The 18,709-nt window shown below is 48.8% G+C and carries 16 protein-coding genes; 7 read left to right on the forward strand and 9 right to left on the reverse strand.

What is annotated here, in order from left to right:
- Positions 1–132: 132 nt before the first annotated feature.
- The 7 genes from rbsR to ACKPVM_RS12395 form a co-directional block, all read right to left on the reverse strand.
- The gene (rbsR, locus tag ACKPVM_RS12365; protein ID WP_409309353.1) at positions 133–1,128 is read right to left on the reverse strand and encodes a ribose operon transcriptional repressor RbsR; all 996 of its coding nucleotides are present in this window, start codon (positions 1,126–1,128) and stop codon (positions 133–135) included.
- 3 nt (positions 1,129–1,131) lie between these two features.
- Positions 1,132–2,058 (reverse strand): ribokinase, encoded by a 927-nt coding sequence (gene rbsK, locus ACKPVM_RS12370; RefSeq protein WP_409309354.1) that lies wholly within the window; start codon positions 2,056–2,058, stop codon positions 1,132–1,134.
- Positions 2,059–2,129: 71 nt separating this feature from the next.
- Positions 2,130–3,017 (reverse strand): ribose ABC transporter substrate-binding protein RbsB, encoded by an 888-nt coding sequence (gene rbsB, locus ACKPVM_RS12375; protein ID WP_409309355.1) that lies wholly within the window; start codon positions 3,015–3,017, stop codon positions 2,130–2,132.
- Positions 3,018–3,042: 25 nt separating this feature from the next.
- On the reverse strand, positions 3,043–4,011 hold the full coding sequence (gene rbsC / locus ACKPVM_RS12380; RefSeq protein WP_409160012.1) for a ribose ABC transporter permease: 969 nt from the start codon (positions 4,009–4,011) through the stop codon (positions 3,043–3,045).
- A gap of 7 nt (positions 4,012–4,018) precedes the next feature.
- Positions 4,019–5,524: a ribose ABC transporter ATP-binding protein RbsA gene (rbsA, locus tag ACKPVM_RS12385; RefSeq protein ID WP_409309356.1), complete on the reverse strand. Its 1,506-nt coding sequence runs from the start codon at positions 5,522–5,524 to the stop codon at positions 4,019–4,021.
- Between the two features lie 7 nt (positions 5,525–5,531).
- Positions 5,532–5,951: a D-ribose pyranase gene (gene rbsD, locus ACKPVM_RS12390; protein WP_409309357.1), complete on the reverse strand. Its 420-nt coding sequence runs from the start codon at positions 5,949–5,951 to the stop codon at positions 5,532–5,534.
- Positions 5,952–6,153: 202 nt separating this feature from the next.
- On the reverse strand, positions 6,154–6,549 hold the full coding sequence (locus ACKPVM_RS12395) for a YgiW/YdeI family stress tolerance OB fold protein (protein ID WP_409309358.1): 396 nt from the start codon (positions 6,547–6,549) through the stop codon (positions 6,154–6,156).
- Positions 6,550–6,808: 259 nt separating this feature from the next.
- On the opposite strand from ACKPVM_RS12395, the gene qseB reads away from it, so the two are divergent.
- Together qseB and qseC are read left to right on the forward strand one after the other, a co-directional pair.
- Positions 6,809–7,471, forward strand: a complete 663-nt coding sequence (qseB, locus tag ACKPVM_RS12400; protein WP_409309359.1) for a quorum sensing response regulator transcription factor QseB — start codon at positions 6,809–6,811, stop codon at positions 7,469–7,471.
- Positions 7,468–8,817: a quorum sensing histidine kinase QseC gene (gene qseC, locus ACKPVM_RS12405; RefSeq protein ID WP_409309360.1), complete on the forward strand. Its 1,350-nt coding sequence runs from the start codon at positions 7,468–7,470 to the stop codon at positions 8,815–8,817. Before qseB ends, qseC begins: the two co-directional genes overlap by 4 nt.
- A 151-nt stretch (positions 8,818–8,968) precedes the next feature.
- Here the strand turns inward: qseC and kup are convergent, their stop codons facing one another.
- Entirely contained in the window at positions 8,969–10,837 is a 1,869-nt protein-coding gene (kup, locus tag ACKPVM_RS12410; RefSeq protein ID WP_409309361.1) for a low affinity potassium transporter Kup, read from the reverse strand.
- A gap of 438 nt (positions 10,838–11,275) precedes the next feature.
- Here kup and ravA point away from each other — a divergent pair, with 438 nt between their 5' ends.
- On the forward strand, positions 11,276–12,772 hold the full coding sequence (ravA, locus tag ACKPVM_RS12415) for an ATPase RavA (protein ID WP_409309362.1): 1,497 nt from the start codon (positions 11,276–11,278) through the stop codon (positions 12,770–12,772).
- Positions 12,773–12,778: 6 nt separating this feature from the next.
- Complete coding sequence (gene viaA, locus ACKPVM_RS12420; RefSeq protein ID WP_409309363.1) at positions 12,779–14,254, forward strand: ATPase RavA stimulator ViaA; 1,476 nt, start codon at positions 12,779–12,781, stop codon at positions 14,252–14,254.
- On the opposite strand, the gene asnA is transcribed toward viaA, so the two are convergent.
- The gene (asnA, locus tag ACKPVM_RS12425; RefSeq protein WP_409309364.1) at positions 14,255–15,247 is read right to left on the reverse strand and encodes an aspartate--ammonia ligase; all 993 of its coding nucleotides are present in this window, start codon (positions 15,245–15,247) and stop codon (positions 14,255–14,257) included.
- Between the two features lie 150 nt (positions 15,248–15,397).
- Between asnA and asnC the strand changes: the two genes are divergently transcribed.
- From asnC to mnmG, 3 genes are all read left to right on the forward strand, one after another.
- Positions 15,398–15,859 carry a transcriptional regulator AsnC gene (asnC, locus tag ACKPVM_RS12430; protein WP_409309365.1) on the forward strand — a complete coding sequence of 154 codons (462 nt, stop codon included), beginning with the start codon at positions 15,398–15,400 and terminating at the stop codon, positions 15,857–15,859.
- Positions 15,860–15,948: 89 nt separating this feature from the next.
- On the forward strand, positions 15,949–16,392 hold the full coding sequence (gene mioC / locus ACKPVM_RS12435; RefSeq protein WP_409309366.1) for an FMN-binding protein MioC: 444 nt from the start codon (positions 15,949–15,951) through the stop codon (positions 16,390–16,392).
- 389 nt (positions 16,393–16,781) lie between these two features.
- Positions 16,782–18,671 (forward strand): tRNA uridine-5-carboxymethylaminomethyl(34) synthesis enzyme MnmG, encoded by a 1,890-nt coding sequence (gene mnmG, locus ACKPVM_RS12440; protein ID WP_409309367.1) that lies wholly within the window; start codon positions 16,782–16,784, stop codon positions 18,669–18,671.
- Positions 18,672–18,709 lie beyond the last annotated feature (38 nt).

Here is an 18,709-nt window from a genome sequence, read left to right on the forward strand (position 1 = left end):
GCGCATTATAGGGACTTCTCGCCGCCTGACAAGCGCTAAATGCAAAAAAATTATCGAGTGGGGATTTTTTCAGCAAAGCGCAGTAAAAGGCGGCGTTATGCCGGATTTTTCACCGCTAGCTGGGCGAAATCTTCACCGTACAGACTGGCGAACCATTAATTCCGGCGTTAACACCAAGACATTTGGCTCAGTATTAGGGTGATCCAAACGATACAAGAGGGTATCAACAGCTAATTCGCCGAGTTCGTCCTTGGGTTGATGAACGGTAGTAAGAGGCGGAGACATGTAACGGGCCAGCTCAATATCATCGTATCCCACAACCGCCATGTCTTGAGGAATCGAAAGCCCCGCCTGATAAAGCGCATGGTAAACCCCAACAGCCATCGCGTCATTGCTAGTGAACACGGCTTCAGGTTTATCATCCAACGCCAATAACTGCTGCATAGCGCGATAACCCGTTTCAAACTCAAAATCGCCGAAAATTTCATAGTCAGCGGGAATAAATAGCCCAGCGAGCTGCATCGCCTGTCGATAACCTTCTAATCGGTTATAGGCGGTCGTCTTATCTTTCGGACCCGCAATGCAGGCTATCTTTTTATAGCCACGAGAAATGAGGTAATTGGTCGCGATCTCCCCACCGAGCAGAGAGTTATCTTTAATAACGTCCATGACGCCTTCAAAAGGTGCCCAATCCATCATGACCATAGGTATAGAAGGATAGCGGCTCATCATTTCAGGCAAAGGGCGATGGCTTTCGGTGCACATCAGCAGTACACCGTCGACCCGCTTTTGCAGCAGCGTTTCGAGACTATGGCTCATTCTGTCGCGATCGCCTTCGGTGTTGCACAGAATCAGGCTATAACCTCGCTCATAACAGCAGCGCTCTACACCACGAACCACTTCGGCATAAAACGGGTTATTACTGGCAGTGAGCAACATGCCTATGGTGCGGGTCTGGTTTATTTTCAGACTTCTGGCTAGCGCAGACGGCGCATAGTTGAGATCCTCAACGGCCTTCATCACTTTTTCGCGAATGGTATCGCTGACAAAGCGGTTGTTATTTATGACGTGAGATACGGTAGAAGTAGAAACGCCCGCCAGACGGGCGACATCTTTCATGGTGGCCAAAGATCACCCCTGGGTTTGCAAAAATGCGTCGATCTCTTCACGCCACGGTACAGAGGGCTGAGCGCCTCGGCGAGTCACAGCGATCGCCGCTGCCGCATGGGCAAATTTGACGGCGGAGGACATGGGTTTATTTTCCAGCAATGCAGTCACTAACGCGCCATTAAAGGTATCGCCAGCGGCGATAGTATCCACGGCTTTTACACGATATCCCGGAATTCGCTGACCCTGACCGTTTTCACTTAACCATACGCCACGGCTACCCAATGTGATGAGAACCGTTTCAATGCCTTTATCGTGCAGAACCTGTGCTGCGCGAGCCGCATCGTCTTCCGTCTCAACGGTAATTCCCGTCAGGAACTGTGCTTCGGTTTCATTCGGCGTGATCATATTGACCAGCGATAACAATTCATCGGGCAGTTCGCGGGCAGGTGCGGGGTTCAGAATCACTTTTGTTTGGTGTTCATGCGCTAGTTTAGCGGCCGCAATAACCGTTTCCAACGGCGACTCAAGCTGCATAAGCAACGCAGAAGCATCAATAATGTGTTGCTGATGACGATGAAGGTAATCAGGCGACACCGCAGCATTTGCGCCTGCATTAATCGCAATCATATTCTCAGCGTCGGCGTTAACAAAAATCAGCGCAACACCAGTTGTTTCCCCGGAGATAGCCTCAACGGCGGAAACATCAATATTGTCCTTGGATAGCTGCTGACAAATACGGGCACCGATATCATCGACTCCGACACAGGCAATAAAAGCAATATCAGCACCACTTCGGCCAGCGGCAACGGCCTGATTGGCGCCTTTCCCACCGAAAGCAACGCTATATTGCTCACCGAGCACCGTTTCGCCCGGGCGGGGAAATTGCTCAAGATTGAGAATATGGTCAGCATTAATACTGCCCAGCACCACCAGTTTACCCGTTTTCATTATGTCGAATCCCGCTACGTTAATAATGCGCCACCACAAACGGGTGGCGCGAGCCCTGCTTTATTCTTTAATTATTTTGCTACCAGCTTCAGGTCAACCGGAATGATGGCCTGCGTTTTTTCACCTTTCAGCACTTTCGCTGCGGTCTCGATACCAATCACACCGATCTGATCGGGACGCTGAGCAACGGTTGCCGCCAGCTTGCCTGACTCAACAGCCTTCACACCATCCTGAGTACCGTCAAAACCAACAACCAGTACATCGGTTTTACCCGCCGTTTGCAGCGCACGCAGTGCACCCAGCGCCATTTCATCGTTCTGGGCAAATACAGCCTGAACATCTGGGTGTGCGGTCAGCAGGTTCTGCATCACATTCAGCCCTTTCGTACGATCGAAATCAGCAGGCTGGCTGGCCAGCATCGCGAATTTATTTTTCTCAGCCGATTTCATAAAGCCAGCGCCACGCTCACGTGCAGCAGACGTTCCGGCAATCCCTTCCAACTGAATCACTTTAGCGCTTTCACCCAATTTCTTGGCAATGAAGTCACCGGCAACTTTACCACCAAAGGCGTTATCAGAAGCAACGTGGCTCACCACTTCACCACTGCTGGCAACGCGGTCCAGCGTAATAACAGGGATCTTGGCCTGATTGGCCATTTTGATCGCATTACCGACCGCATCAGAATCAGTTGGGTTGATCAACAGAACTTTGGTGCCACGCACCGTCAAATCCTGAACGTTAGCCAGTTCTTTGGCTGGGTTATTTTGGGAATCCAGGACAATCAGTTCGTAACCCAGTTTGTCGGCTTCTTTCTGCGCCCCCTCTTTCATTGAAACAAAGAACGGGTTATTCAGCGTAGACACCACCAGCGCAACCGTATCTTTGGCCAACGCATTAGCACTGACAGTCGCGCTCAGCGCAACAGCGGAAACCAGAGTAGCCAGCTTTTTCATTTTCATAACGCAATTCCTGTGTGAATGAAGGTTATTTACTGCTTTTGTTATCTACCAGAACCGCCAGCAAGATGACGACGGCTTTAACGATCATTTGGTAGTAAGAAGAAACACCTAGTAAATTCAGCCCGTTGTTGAGGAAGCCAAGGATGAGTGCACCGATCAACGTGCCAACGATACGCCCTTTTCCTCCAGCCAGACTGGTACCGCCTAATACCACAGCCGCGATGGCATCCAGCTCATACCCTGTCCCTGCCGTAGGCTGTGCAGAGGACAAACGTGCGACTTCGATGATTCCCGCCAAGGCAGACAACAGTCCACAGAGGGAGTAGACAATGATCTTGATTTTATCAACGCTGATACCGGACAAACGGGTGGCGGATTCGTTGCCGCCTAACGCATAGATATAGCGTCCCAGACGAGTATGGTGCAGCATGTACCAGGCCGCCGCGAACACGATAGCCATGATCCAGATTGGCGTCGGAATACCCAGCGGACGGCCGATACCAAACCAACCAAACGCATCTGCCACATCGGAAAAGCCGGTATTAATCGGGCTACCATTGGTATAGACCATCGTCACGCCGCGTAGCAACAGCATCATGACCAGCGTAGCGATAAACGCCTGCACTTTGCCTTTGGAAACAATGATACCGGTGCCCGCGCCAATCAGCGCGCCCAGCGCCAGTGCGCCAAATACCGCCACCAGCGCATTGACTTCAAGCCCGACAATGGAAGCCGCGACCGCACCGGTCAACGCCAGCAGTGACCCCACCGACAAATCGATGCCCGAGGTCAGAATGACCAGCGTCATGCCAACCGCCATGATAGCGTTCACTGACGTCTGCTGAAGAATATTGAACAGGTTGTTCAGAGTGAAAAAGTTAGGGCTCATAGCGGAAACAATCGCAATAAGGATTAGGAGCGCAATCAGCGATTTCTGCTCCAGTAACCACTCTTTGCTGAACCAGCGTTTTGCCGTGATAGATTGAGAACTCATGTCTGACTTACTCCTGCTTTGCGCCGTATTGCTTACCAACGGCCGCAGCCATCAGTACTTCCTGGGTTGCTTGTTCAATCGGGAAATCACCGCTCAAGCGCCCTTCATGCATAACAATGATGCGATCGCTCATTCCCAATACTTCGGGCATTTCGGATGACACCAAAATGATGCTCAGCCCTTCTTCTTTGAATTGGTTGATTAACTGATAAATTTCTTTCTTCGCCCCGACATCGACGCCACGCGTCGGTTCATCGAGGATCAATACGTTGGGGCGCGTCATCAGGCCGCGAGCAATCGCCACTTTCTGCTGATTACCGCCGGAAAGCAGGCCGATTGGCTGCTCCATCGAAGGCGTTTTCACGTTGAACAGGCGAATAAAGTCGGCAACCGTCAGTTGCTCTTCAGCGTGCTTGAGACGACCGCCTGCATGGCTGAAATAGCGCAATGCCGTTAACGACATGTTTTCTTTTACCGACATGCCCAACACCAGGCCATCACGCTTACGGTCTTCCGAGATGTAAACGATGCCGTTCGCCAAACCATCCTGCGGTTTTCGGGTTACCACGTCGCGGCCATCAAGCGTCACATTACCGCCAGTACGGGGTAGTGCGCCGTAGAGGATCTTCATCAACTCGGTACGACCCGCGCCCATCAGCCCCGCCACGCCGAGGATTTCACCTTTTCGCACCGTAAAATTGACGCTGTCGACCCCCGGTCCGGACAGGTTTTGCACCTTAAGGCGGACCGCTCCCGGCGCTTTACTCGAACGCGGATACTGATCTTCCAGCTTGCGGCCCACCATCATTTCAATCAGCGTATCTTCCTCTAAGTCACTGACCGGGCGCTCGCCGATAAACTGGCCATCGCGGAACACGGTAATGTCATTGCAGATTTCAAAGATTTCTTTCAGACGGTGGGAAATATAGACAATGCCACATCCCTGAGATTGCAGCTCTTTGATGACACTAAATAGCGAAGCGGTTTCGGTATCCGTCAGCGCATCAGTGGGTTCATCCATGATGATGACTTTCGATTCAAAGCTCAGCACCTTGGCAATTTCCACCATTTGCTGATCGCCAATCGATAACTCTCCGACCATACGACGGCTGTCGTAGCGCAGATTAAGGCGCTTCAGCAGCTTGTCGGCTTCCGCATACATCTTATTCCAGTCGAGACGGCCAAAGCGGTTGGTAAATTCACGACCAAGAAAGATATTCTCGGCAATCGTGAGCTGGGGAATCAGGTTAAGTTCCTGATGGATGATACCGATACCTGCTTCCTGGGACGCTTTCGGCCCGTTGAAATCCACCTCCTGCCCCAGAAAATGGATGCTGCCGGCATCTTTACGATAGATCCCGGTCAACACTTTCATCATGGTGGATTTTCCCGCACCATTCTCACCCACCAGCGCCATCACTTTTCCCGGATAGACATTGAGTGCCGCACCGGAAAGCGCTTTAACGCCGGGAAAAGATTTCGTGATGCCTTGCAGTTGCAGTAAAGGTTGCATGGATGCCTCAGAACGTTACGCCAGCACAAAGGATGACATTGGCATACGGAGAGCACTCTCCGCTGCGAATGATGGCCCGGCTTTTGCCGCTTTGGGTTTTGAATTCTTCATGGCTAACATAGTGCAATGCAATTGAGTTTCCCTGGTGTTGTTCAAGTTGCTTCAATTGATCGAGTAATGCGTTATGGATTGTGGGGTTCTTTTCAATCATCTCTTCCGCCAGAATGGCGGCCTCGACCTGCATTTCACTGGTGACCACACTCACCACCTGTAAAAACGTCGGCACATTGTGCGTCAGTGCCAGATCGATACGCGTTGTCGTGTTAGGAATAGGCAACCCCGCATCGCCAATAACAAGGCTATCGGTATGGCCCAGCCGAGCAATCACGGAAGAAATATCTGCGTTCAATAGTGCTGCTTTTTTCATCTTCTTACCCCACTAGCGAAACGTTTCGCTGGTGATATTCTAGGAAAAGAAGAGGGAAAGGCAACGAAGAGATAAAAAAAGTGTGATCAGTATCGAAACGTTTCGCTAACAAAAATAAAGATAACGAGAGACCATTGTAGAAGATTGATAAATCGAGAAATGGCGGGTAAAAGCCCGCCAATAGGGAATTAAGGATAACGATTTAGAGTTTACGAATCTGCTTCACATCCAGTTCGACGGAATTGAAGTCTTTATCCAGTTCACCCTGAATTTCCACTTTATCGGTGGGTGAAACCATCTGACCATTCCAGCGCTTGTGATCGATCTCGACTTCCATCGTGCCCGTCGCATCGCGGAACAGGTAGTTCTCATCACCGATCCGCTTTTCAATATTGCCGCTCAGCGTAACCCAACTGTCGTCACGCAGATCTTTAGCCTTATCTACCGTCGTGAGGGAGTTCTGCGAATCGATGAATCCCCCTTTATGTGTGCTAACCGTCGGCGTTTCAGGGTTGACGAAACCACCGCCGCTTTGTGCAGCAAATACCGGAGCAGAAACCAGAGCGGTAATGGCAAGTAACGCAGCTGCTTTTTTCATATTTACCTTCCTTATTTTACCTGTCGTTTCACGGTCAACTATTTCGCAGTCAACCTGCGGGAGTAATCGGTCTTCGGGAAGGATTAAAACAAACCGTTCTTAACAGAATCTTAAGGAATCAGCGTCTGCATTTTTATTTTTTTATCTTGCCGAAATCGCCCGATTTCAGCGATTTGTCCTGTACATGCCGCCCCTCTATTTCGTATAAAAACCGGAAAAGGCGCAAACGCGACAGCGGCACATTCCCTGTGAGGCAGCCATGAGAATATTGTTAATTGAAGACGATCGCCTGATTGGCGACGGCCTGAAAGCAGGATTAATCAAACTTGGTTTTAATATTGACTGGTTTACGGAAGGCAAAGCGGGTGCCGCTGCCTTGAAGGCTGCGCCCTATGATGCGGTTGTGCTCGATCTCAGCCTGCCGGGTATGGACGGTATGGATATCCTGCGCCAGTGGCGTCAGGCGGGACATGATGAACCGGTGCTGATTCTGACCGCTCGCGATGCGCTGGAACAGCGTGTGGAAGGGTTGCAGCAGGGTGCCGATGATTATTTATGTAAGCCCTTTGCGCTGACGGAGGTTGCTGCTCGTCTGCAAGCGCTGATTCGCCGCCGCCACGGCCAGCTCCAATCCACACTAACGCACGGTGCGGTTTCCCTTGAGCCAGGCTCGCGAAGCGTCACGCTAAACAATGAACCGCTGATACTAAAATCCCGCGAACTGGCGCTGCTGGAACTGTTTTTGCTCAACCCAAACCGCGTGCTAACGCGCGCGCAGTTGGAAGAAAAGCTCTACGGATGGGATGACGATGTTTCCAGCAATGCAGTAGAAGTCCACATCCACCACCTGCGCAAAAAACTGGGCAGCGGATTTATCCGTACCGTACATGGCGTTGGCTATATTCTGGGAGACGCGCCATGAACCGACTCAGCCTGCGCTTACGCCTGATTACCGGTTTTACACTGCTGACATTGATTTGCTGGGGCATAGCCAGTCTGCTGGCATGGTATCAAACGCGCCATAACATCAATGAACTATTTGATACTCAGCAAATGTTGTTTGCCAAACGTCTGGCTACCATGAATCCCGATGAACTGCGAATCCAGCCAGTATCTCTGCCCAAAACCAAGAGTTTGGTGCATAAGAACCGCGGCAAGCAGGACGATGATGCGCTGGCCTTCGCTATTTTTACCCGCGATGGGAAAATGGTGTTGAACGACGGCGATAACGGCAAAAATTTCATTTTTGACTATAAGCGTAACGGCTTCACCGACGGCAAATTACGCGACGATGACGATGCCTGGCGCATCGTCTGGCTAACCACAGAGGACAATAGTTACGTGATTGCGGTAGGTCAGGAATGGGAATACCGTCAGGACATGACGTTAGATATTGTAAAAACCAACCTGATGCCCTGGCTATTCGCTCTGCCGATCATGCTCGCGCTACTATTCTGGCTGATCACGCGTGAACTCTCGCCGCTAAAACGTATAACCGCCGAGCTTCAGCGACGTTCCCCTGACGAAAGCACACCGCTGGCGACACAGCATATTCCACAAGAAGTTCGCCCGCTGGTTAACGCGCTGAACCATCTGTTTTCTCGTATCAGCGACATGCTGGTTCGAGAACGTCGTTTTACCTCTGATGCCGCTCACGAATTGCGTAGCCCGCTGGCGGCGCTGAAAGTTCAAACCGAAGTCGCGCAGTTGGCGCATGACGATGAAACCATGCGCCGCCATGCCTTAATCAATCTGGACAAAGGGATCGATCGGGCCACCCGGCTGGTGGAGCAACTCCTGACGCTGTCGCGGCTGGATGCCGATTCATCCCCCGAAGAGATGCAGCCCGTTCAGTTTAATGACTTACTGCAACAGGCAGTGATTGCCCATTATCATACGGCGCAAACCGCCGGGATCGAACTGACGCTGGATTTACCGGACACCCCGGTTACCCGACAAGGCCATCCGCTGTTGCTGGCTCTGCTGGTGCGTAATCTGCTGGATAACGCCATTCGCTATAGCCATGAAGGCGGTACGGTCAGTCTGGCACTAACGGAACACGGCTTTAAGGTAGCCGATAACGGACCGGGCATCAGCGAGGAAGCGCTGGCAAGAATCGGAGAACGCTTTTACCGTCCACCGGGACAGGAAAAATCCGGTAGTGGTCTGGGGATATCCATCGTCAACAACATCGCCAAACTGCACAAGATGCGAGTCACGTTCACCAACCAACCCGAAGGCGGGCTGATTGTCGCCATAAATTGGTAAAACCTAGCTTCAGAATGAAAACGGCGATAATGGGAGAGAAGAGTAAAGCGTTTGCGCCATGGATGGCGCAATCCGAGCGTACAGGGACGTATTCACAACGTCTTTACGATCTCCCCCATTATCACCGCTCATCAGTAAGCAACTTGAGTTTTTAAATCTCGACCTGTATCCCCAGCTCAATCAGCCGGTTCGGCGGTATTTCGAACTGATCCGCTGCTCGTAGCGCATTGCGGCTGAGCATCATGAATAGCTTGCCGCGCACACGCAAATACCACGGACGTTTACCCATGGTTATTGATTCATTGGACATAAAGAAAGAGGTCTCCATCATTTGGCAAGTCAGTCCATCCTGCCAACAACGATGAAAGACTTCTTCCACATTAGGTGTCTCACGCCAGCCGTAATTGGCAATCACACGCCAAAAAGTGGGGGAAAGTTGTTCAACAGAAACCCGACGGGCATTGAGCACATAAGGCGCATCTTCAGTCCGCATCGTCAATAAGACCACGCGCTCATGCAATATCTTGTTATGTTTGAGGTTATGTAAAAGTGCAAAAGGAATGACATGAATTGCCCGTGACAAATAAACCGCCGTCCCTGGCACACGCAGCGGCGGTGATTTTTCCAGTGAAATAATCATGGCATCCAACGAATTACCATGCTCATGCAAACGACGCAGCAGTCGGAAACGCTCGCTTTTCCATGTGGTCATGATGATAAACATCACCATCCCTAACGCCAGCGGTAACCATCCTCCAGACAGCACTTTTACTACATTAGCCAGGAACATCGGCACATCAATAAATAGCAACCCGATCAGCAATATCCACACAAAATAGCGATGCCATAGCCAATTCTTCACTGCCACCGTACAGAACAGAATGCTGGTAATCACCATCGTACCCGTTACCGCAATCCCGTAAGCCGCAGCCAGATTACTCGAATGCTCAAAGCTGACAATTACGATGACGACGGCGATATAGAGCATCCAGTTAATAGCAGGAATGTAAATCTGACCGGATTCCATATCTGACGTGTGTACGATACGCATCGGCGGTAAATAGCCCAGCCGCACCGCCTGACGGGTCAGAGAGAACACGCCGGAAATCACCGCTTGTGAAGCGATGATTGTCGCCAGCGTAGCCAATATCATCAGTGGAACCAGCGCCCAATCTGGCGCAAGCAGGAAGAAGGGGTTTTTGATCGCTTCTGGATTCTTCAACAGCAGCGCACCCTGCCCGAAGTAATTTAATACCAGCGACGGCAGCACGACCGTAAACCAAGCCAGACGGATAGGGAATTTGCCGAAGTGTCCCATATCGGCATACAGCGCCTCGACACCGGTAATGGCCAGCACCACCGCCCCTAGCGCAAAAAACGATACCGCCTTATATTCGATGAAGAAACGTACGGCGTACATCGGGTTCAACGCCTGCAAGACCTCGGGGTTAGCGATAATGCTGCGCGCACCCAGAACGCCAAGCGTCAAAAACCAAATTAGCATCACGGGCGCAAACAGCTTGCCGACACTGCCAGTGCCGTGTTTTTGGATAATAAAGAGTAACGTCAGCACGACAATCGATAGCGGGACGATATAGCTGTCCATCGACGGCGCGGCAATTTCCAACCCTTCCATCGCCGACATCACCGAGATCGCGGGCGTGATGACCACTTCCCCATAGAAGAAACTGCCGCCAATCAACCCCATGATAACCAGCACGGACGTCATGCGATCAGAAGTATTGCGCCCGGCTAGCGACATTAAGGTAAGAATCCCACCTTCGCCTGCGTTATCGGCACGCATCACATAGGTCAAATATTTCAGCGAAACAACAAGAACCAACAGCCAAAAGATCAGTGAAAGAAAGCCAAAGACCGAATCAGGTTCGACCCCAAAGCCAAACTGCCCTGATAAACATTCCCTTAACGTATAAAGCGGGCTGGTTCCTATATCGCCATAAACCACCCCGATGGCCGCCAGCGTGACAGCCGGAAGCGAACGTTTATGTTCTGAGCTCATAAACCTATCTTCTGTTATCAATTCGATCAGCAAATAGCGGGCGAAACATCTACGCCACTAGAAGCGCACAGTATGTATAAAGCTATGTTATGCACGAAACGGTGCGATACACAAAAAATGTAAGAGCCTGTGTTTATCCCCATCCAGACCAAGCCGCATGCGTATATCTGCACTGGTTATTGAGTTGATGACTGGGGAAGATGAAACATTCTGTAAAAGGTCGTTTATTGATTAATCACGCCTACAAGGGTAAATAATCGACAACTATGTACTAATAAAAATCTGTGATCTGCCGTTTATTGTTACTATTGTCTTTATAAAATACGTTGCGCTCATAAGATGCGGCGTTTAGGTAAAAATCAGGCTTTCCTGAAGATGACCGTTCATTTTTGAACCGTCCGTTTTTGAGCAAAACACCGAGAGAATAATTGATTAATTATGCTTCAATCCACCGCGTTAGCTGAAAGAATTTCACGACTCAGCAATGCACTTGAGCAGGGACTGTACGAACGGCAACACGCCATTCGTTTATGCCTGTTAGCCGCATTAAGTGGTGAGAGTGTTTTTCTGTTAGGTCCGCCAGGCATAGCAAAAAGCATGATCGCCAGACGATTAAAATTCGCATTTCGTCAGGCTAATGCTTTTGAATATCTGATGACTCGGTTTTCTACGCCGGAAGAGGTTTTTGGTCCATTATCGATTCAGGCGTTAAAAGATGAAGGACGTTATCAACGTTTAACTGCAGGTTATTTGCCTGAAGCTGAGATCGTTTTTCTGGATGAGATCTGGAAAGCTGGCCCTGCCATTCTGAATACGCTACTCACTGCCATTAACGAACGTCGTTTCCGTAATGGCAACAGCGAAGACCGCATTCCGATGCGCCTTCTGGTTACCGCTTCCAATGAATTACCCGAGACAGACAGCAGCCTGGAAGCACTGTATGACCGGATGCTCATTCGTTTGTGGCTGGACAAAGTTCAGGAAAAACATAATTTTCAGGCTTTACTGGTCAATAGCAGCAACGACAGAGAAAATCCCGTCAGCCCTTCACTCAGCGTCAGCGATGAAGAATATCAAGGCTGGCAAAACGAGATTGACCAGGTTGCGTTGCCAGATAACTGTTTCGAGCTGATTTATCAGTTGCGTCAGCGACTGGATAACCTAGAACAAGCGCCTTATGTATCCGACCGCCGTTGGAAGAAAGCATTACGTTTACTTCAGGCCTGTGCGTTTTTCAGCGGACGGGAAAGTATTACCCCCATCGATATCATTCTTCTGAAAGATTGCCTTTGGCACGATCATGATTCGTTGTTATTGGTGGAGCAACAAATAGAGCAACTTGTTACCGAGCAGGCTTATCAACAACAGAGTTTGATGTATCACCTGCAACAACTGAACCTCAAACGTCAGCAGTACCAATTACAACAAAGTGAGTCTCAGGCTTTATCCGTAGAAAAACACAGCGCTTTTCTGGGGAGGAAATTCCACTATTCTCTGCCTGAAGCACTTACTGATGATTCGCTAAATCTGGTTCTGCAACGACCATTAATTCTGAATGATCTTGAAGTCAGCCATCTGATTATTGAGCGTAGCGCTTTACAAAACTGGCTACAAAAAGGAGGAGAGATAAGGGGAAAACTTAACGGTATAGGCTTTACCCAACGGTTAGATCTGGTCGTAGACGATCGACGGCATCTGATTATTCGGGATATCAGCCTGCAATCTTCCATTCTTTCCCTTCCTGAAAAACGCGATTGCACACTTCCAACGGAAATCATCGAAGAATATAAAAAGCTTCATCTCCAGTTACGTGAGCAACGTCGGTTATTTGGTCAACATCAGCCATGTTTATTCGTGCCAAGCGAGTGGCTGGCCAGGATAGAAGCCAGTTTGCAACAGGTCGCTGAACAGCTCCAACAGTCGGAACAGGATTAGGTCAGCATGATAACGCTTGAATCACTGGAAGTGTTGCTATCTATCGATGAAAACGAACTGTTGGACGATCTGATCGTCACATTATTAGCAACCCCTCAGTTGGCCATTTTCTTTGATAAATACCCGAATCTCAAATCGGCCTTGTTAAATAAGCTGCCTGATTGGAAAGCAAATCTAAAGCAGCGTCTGCACAGCACTCCCGTCCCGTTAGAGCTGGAAACAGAATTTAATTGCTACCAGCGTACCCAAGCTGTCGATAATCAAGGGTTTCAGACTCGTATACCCAAAATCATGGATATGCTGAATAACGTTGAGTCACCTTTTCTGAAGCAAGCCGATCAATTAGTTAATCATCAGGACCAAACCGTTGGTCAAAAACTCAGTAGTGCGCTGCATACCCTATTTCTACAGCGCTGGCGGTTGAGCCTGACGTTACAAACGCTTTCCTTACACCATCAGATTATGGAACAGGAGCGAGAAACGCTGTTGGATGAGCTGCAACAGCGGCTGACGCTAAGTGGAAAACTAGAACCGATTCTTGCCGAAAATGAGAATGCGGCAGGCAGGTTATGGGATCTCAGCGCAGGCCAACACGTTAAGTCTGACGTCCAATTACTACTGGATTTTGGCGCATTTTTACAGAAGCAGCCTGTATTACAGCGTTTGGCAGAACGGTTGGGGCGTAGTCGCGAAACCAAATCCATCCTGAGTCAGGATGCCCCCAAAGAAACCTTTAACGTCATGGTTCGCGAACCGGCCACCGTTCCGGAAGAGGTCAGCGGTATCCATCAAAGTGATGATATCCTCCGCTTACTGCCAGCAGAACTGGCTACCATGAGTATTGACGAACTGGAATATGAATTTTACCGCCGCCTGTTGGAACATCGTCTACTCACCTATCGTTTACAAGGTGAAAACTGGCGCGAAAAAACAACAGAAAGACCCGTCATCCATCAAAAAAATGAACGTCAACCCCGCGGCCCTTTTATCGTCTGTGTCGATACCTCTGGCTCCATGGGCGGATTCAACGAACGCTGCGCCAAAGCCTTTTGTCTGGCGTTATTGCGCATTGCGCTGGCAGATAATAGGCGCTGCTACATTATGCTGTTTTCAACAAGCATCGTGAAATATGAACTTACATCGGCCGACGGGTTAGAACAGGCGATACGTTTTCTCAGCCAGTCTTTCCGTGGTGGCACAGATATGAGCGCTTGTCTGTCAGCCTTGCTGGATAAGATGGAGGACGCACAGTGGCATGATGCCGATGCCGTGGTGATTTCTGATTTTATCGCTCAGCGTTTACCGGACGAAATCATTAGCAAAGTACGCCAGCGTCAGAAGCAGCTTCAACATCGTTTTCATGCCGTATCTATGTCCAATCATGGCAAACCCGGCATCATGCGCATTTTCGATCATATCTGGCGCTTTGATACCGGGTTAAAAAGCCGCTTGATGCGCCGCTGGCAACACAAGCAAGCGTAATTACAGAAGGCCGGGAATCGACTCTTTCAGAGACGATGGCCACACACCGCACTGAACCTCACCAATGTGAGACAATTGTAATAACAACATCACCAATCGTGATTGACCAATCCCACCACCAATAGTCTGCGGCATTTCCCCACGTAACAGCGCTTGATGCCATTCCAATTTCAGACGATCTTCATCTTGTGTCAGAGACAATTGACGTTTCAGCGTCGCAGCATCAACACGAATCCCCATAGAAGAAAGTTCAAAAGCATCATTCAATACAGGGTTCCATACCAAGATATCGCCGTTCAAACCGGCTAATCCCTGTTCGCCCGGTGTTGTCCAGTCATCATAATCTGGTGCTCGTACATCATGAGACTGACCACTAGACAGCTTTCCACCAATTCCGATCAGGAAGACAGCCCCCAATTCTTTGGCAATCGCCCGTTCGCGCCCTTTTGCATCCAGATCGGGGTAGCGCGCCAAAAGAGATTCAGTGTGTACAAACTGAATGGTATCCGGTAGGAAAGGCTGAATGCCAAAAGCGCGATAAACAGCGTCTTCCGTTTCCTTAATCCCTTTATAAATCTGCGTAACCGTCGATTTCAGATAATCCACATGACGTTCACCATCGCCCATCACACGTTCCCAATCCCACTGATCAACGTACACTGAGTGGATCGGGCTAAGACGATCTTCATCAGGTCGCAGGGCCTTCATATGTGTGTAGATCCCTTCACTCGCCCCGAAATCATAAGATCCCAGCGTTTTTCTCTTCCATTTAGCCAGAGAGTGCACCACTTCAAAGGACGCATCCGGTAATGCTTTGACCTTTACCTGTACCGCTTTTTCCATCCCAGACAGATTATCCTGTGTACCATCACCGATACGGCTGAGAATCGGAGCCTGAACTTCAATCAGTCCCAGCTTTTGTTCTAACTGATTAGAGAAAAATGATTTAACGAAACTGATTTGCTGTTGCTTTTTAATATATTGTTTTTTCATTGCCGTATTCTCGTTAACTACTTTAGTCGCTTATTAAGCAATAAAAACCGCATGCCATTCAATAATCTTATGGAAAAATGAGGGTTATAAATACAATTCATTATTTTATAGCGGTATATAATGATGATTCGATAATTAAGGAGGCAAAAAATGGCAGAAATTTATCAGATCGATAATCTCGATCGGGACATCCTTTCGGCATTAATGGAAAACGCTCGGACACCTTATGCCGAATTGGCAAAACAATTTAACGTCAGCCCAGGAACTATTCACGTCCGAGTCGAAAAGATGAAACAGGCAGGCATCATTGCCGGAACACGCCTTGACGTAAATCCAAAACAGCTCGGCTACGATGTGTGTTGCTTTATCGGCATCATTCTGAAAAGCGCCAAAGATTACCCTTCCGCGCTGGAAAAACTGAACAACCTGGAAGAAGTGGTCGAAGCGTATTATACCACGGGCCATTACAGCATCTTTATCAAGGTCATGTGTCGTTCAATCGATGCATTGCAGCATGTACTTATCAACAAGATCCAAACAATTGATGAAATTCAGTCAACTGAAACGCTCATCTCCCTGCAAAACCCCATTATGCGGACGATCAAGCCATAAATCTTTTTTACTATACCCTTATTATCCACAGGTAGATCCCAGCTAGATCACAGCGTACAATGCCACGTCTTTTATTTGATGGGATCGCTATGGCAGACATTACCGTAATCAGCGGCAGCACGTTAGGTGGTGCAGAATATGTGGCTGAGCATTTGGCTGAATTGCTGGAACAAGCTGGCTTCTCAACGGAAACGTTGCATGGACCCGAACTCAATGAACTGCCGAATAACGGTCTCTGGTTGGTCGTGACATCAACGCATGGCGCAGGCGATCTTCCTGATAATTTACAGCCTTTGTTTAAGCAGCTGGAACAACAAAAGCCGGATCTTTCACAGGTTCGTTTTGGGGCTGTCGGTATTGGCAGCAGAGAATACGATACATTCTGTGGCGCGATCCTTACTGCGGATCGTACGTTAACCCAGCTTGGCGCACAAAGGATCGGGGAATTATTACAGATCGACATTACCAAACATGAAATACCAGAAGATCCCGCAGAAGAGTGGTTGGGATCGTGGGTGGTTTTATTCAAATAAGGTTAAATAACAAGCAAACGAATGTGTATAACTATGCTTTTTACCAGTGTAAAAGCAGTAGTTATCCCGATAACAACCCATGTTTACTTTTTAATCTGTGTATAACTAGCTATTAAGATCCCAGCTTATACGCGATAGGATCACCGATCATTCACAGCTAATGATCCTTACTAATAAATTGATCTTCATAAGAAATGATCACTTATCCACATGACAAGACGATCCTAATAAGAGATCTAATAAAGAGATCTTTAAATAAAAAGATCTTTCTTTAATTAACGACGATCCAACATGCTTGGTCGTTTGAGTAAAGTTGAGTAGAATCCCCACCCCGGGCAAATAACGGTCATTCGCCGCTAATCATTCGCAACTGTGCGAGGAGCAGTACCATGTTTTATCCAGATCCATTTGACGTCATCGTTATCGGTGGTGGTCATGCGGGAACCGAAGCAGCAATGGCTTCGGCTCGAATGGGACGTAAAACCCTTTTACTAACACATAACATTGATACGCTGGGACAAATGTCTTGCAACCCAGCAATTGGTGGTATTGGAAAAGGTCATCTGGTTAAAGAAATTGATGCCATGGGGGGATTGATGGCTCGCGCTGTCGATCAAGCCGGTATTCAGTTTAGGATACTAAACATTAGTAAAGGCCCAGCCGTTAGAGCCACTCGGGCTCAAGCTGACCGGGTGTTGTACCGGCAAGCGATCCGTACAGCCTTAGAAAACCAACCTAATTTAATGATCTTCCAACAAGCGGTAGACGATCTCATTGTTGAAAACGATCGCGTTACCGGCGCTGTAACCCAAATGGGGCTAAAATTCCGCGCCAATGCTGTTGTTTTAACGGTTGGTACCTTCCTGGACGGGAAAATTCACATTGGTCTGGATAACTACAGCGGCGGACGGGCAGGCGATCCTCCTTCCATTCCACTCGCTCGTCGCCTGCGTGAGCTGCCTTTGCGCGTTAACCGGCTGAAAACCGGGACGCCACCGCGTATTGACGCCAGAACGATCGATTTTAGCGTGTTGGCTCAACAGCATGGTGATAATCCCATGCCCGTTTTTTCTTTTCTGGGCAACGCCAGTCAACATCCAGCGCAGATGCCGTGTTATATCACGCATACCAATGAAAAAACGCATGAAGTGATCCGGAATAATTTGGATCGCAGCCCAATGTATGCAGGCGTGATAGAGGGGATCGGGCCACGTTACTGTCCATCGATCGAAGATAAAGTTATGCGTTTTGCCGATCGCAATTCACATCAGATCTTTCTGGAGCCTGAAGGGCTAACCAGTAATGAAATTTATCCCAATGGGATTTCAACCAGTTTGCCATTCGATGTTCAGTGGCAAATTGTGCGTTCCATGACCGGCATGGAGAACGCTCGTATTGTCCGTCCTGGATACGCTATTGAGTATGATTTTTTCGATCCCCGAGATTTAAAACCGACGCTGGAAAATAAGCATGTTCATGGTCTGTTTTTCGCCGGTCAGATCAACGGCACAACGGGTTATGAAGAAGCAGCTGCCCAAGGAATGTTGGCAGGGTTGAATGCGGCTCGTTTTGCTTTTGAGCAGGATGGATGGTCTCCACGTCGTGATCAGGCCTATTTGGGCGTATTAGTCGATGATCTTTGCACCTTGGGAACGAAAGAACCTTATCGTATGTTTACTTCACGTGCTGAATATCGGTTGATGTTACGTGAAGATAATGCGGATTTACGGTTGACTGAAATTGGACGTGAGCTGGGGATGGTAGACGATCACCGCTGGGCTCGTTTCAATGAGAAACTGGAAAATATAGAAAAAGAGCGTCAGCGTTTACGCGATATTCGGGTTCATCCTCAATCAGAACAGTTGGAACAGGTTAATACTCTGCTGAAAACGCCGTTATCACGTGAAGCAAATGGAGAAGAGCTCTTGCGTCGTCCCGAAGTGGATTATGCAGTATTAACAAATTTGCCATTGTTTGCTCCGGCTCTTGCAGACGAACAAGCGGCTGAACAGGTTGAGATTCAGGTTAAATACGAAGGGTATATCGCTCGTCAGCAGGATGAAATTGAAAAACAACTGCGCAATGAAAATACGCTTCTACCCGTTGATTTGGATTATAGTCAGGTCAATGGTCTGTCTAACGAGGTGATTGCTAAACTGAACGATCACAAACCGACTTCCATTGGACAAGCGTCGCGAATTTCTGGAATTACTCCCGCTGCGATATCAATCCTTCTGGTTTGGCTAAAAAAACAAGGATTGCTGCGCCGCAGTGCTTGATTTAGCCTAGATCACCATTCTCTGGACAGCCGACTATC

The organism is Pectobacterium hainanensis (assembly GCF_046237015.1).
In the GTDB taxonomy this organism is placed as follows: domain Bacteria; phylum Pseudomonadota; class Gammaproteobacteria; order Enterobacterales; family Enterobacteriaceae; genus JBJYIN01.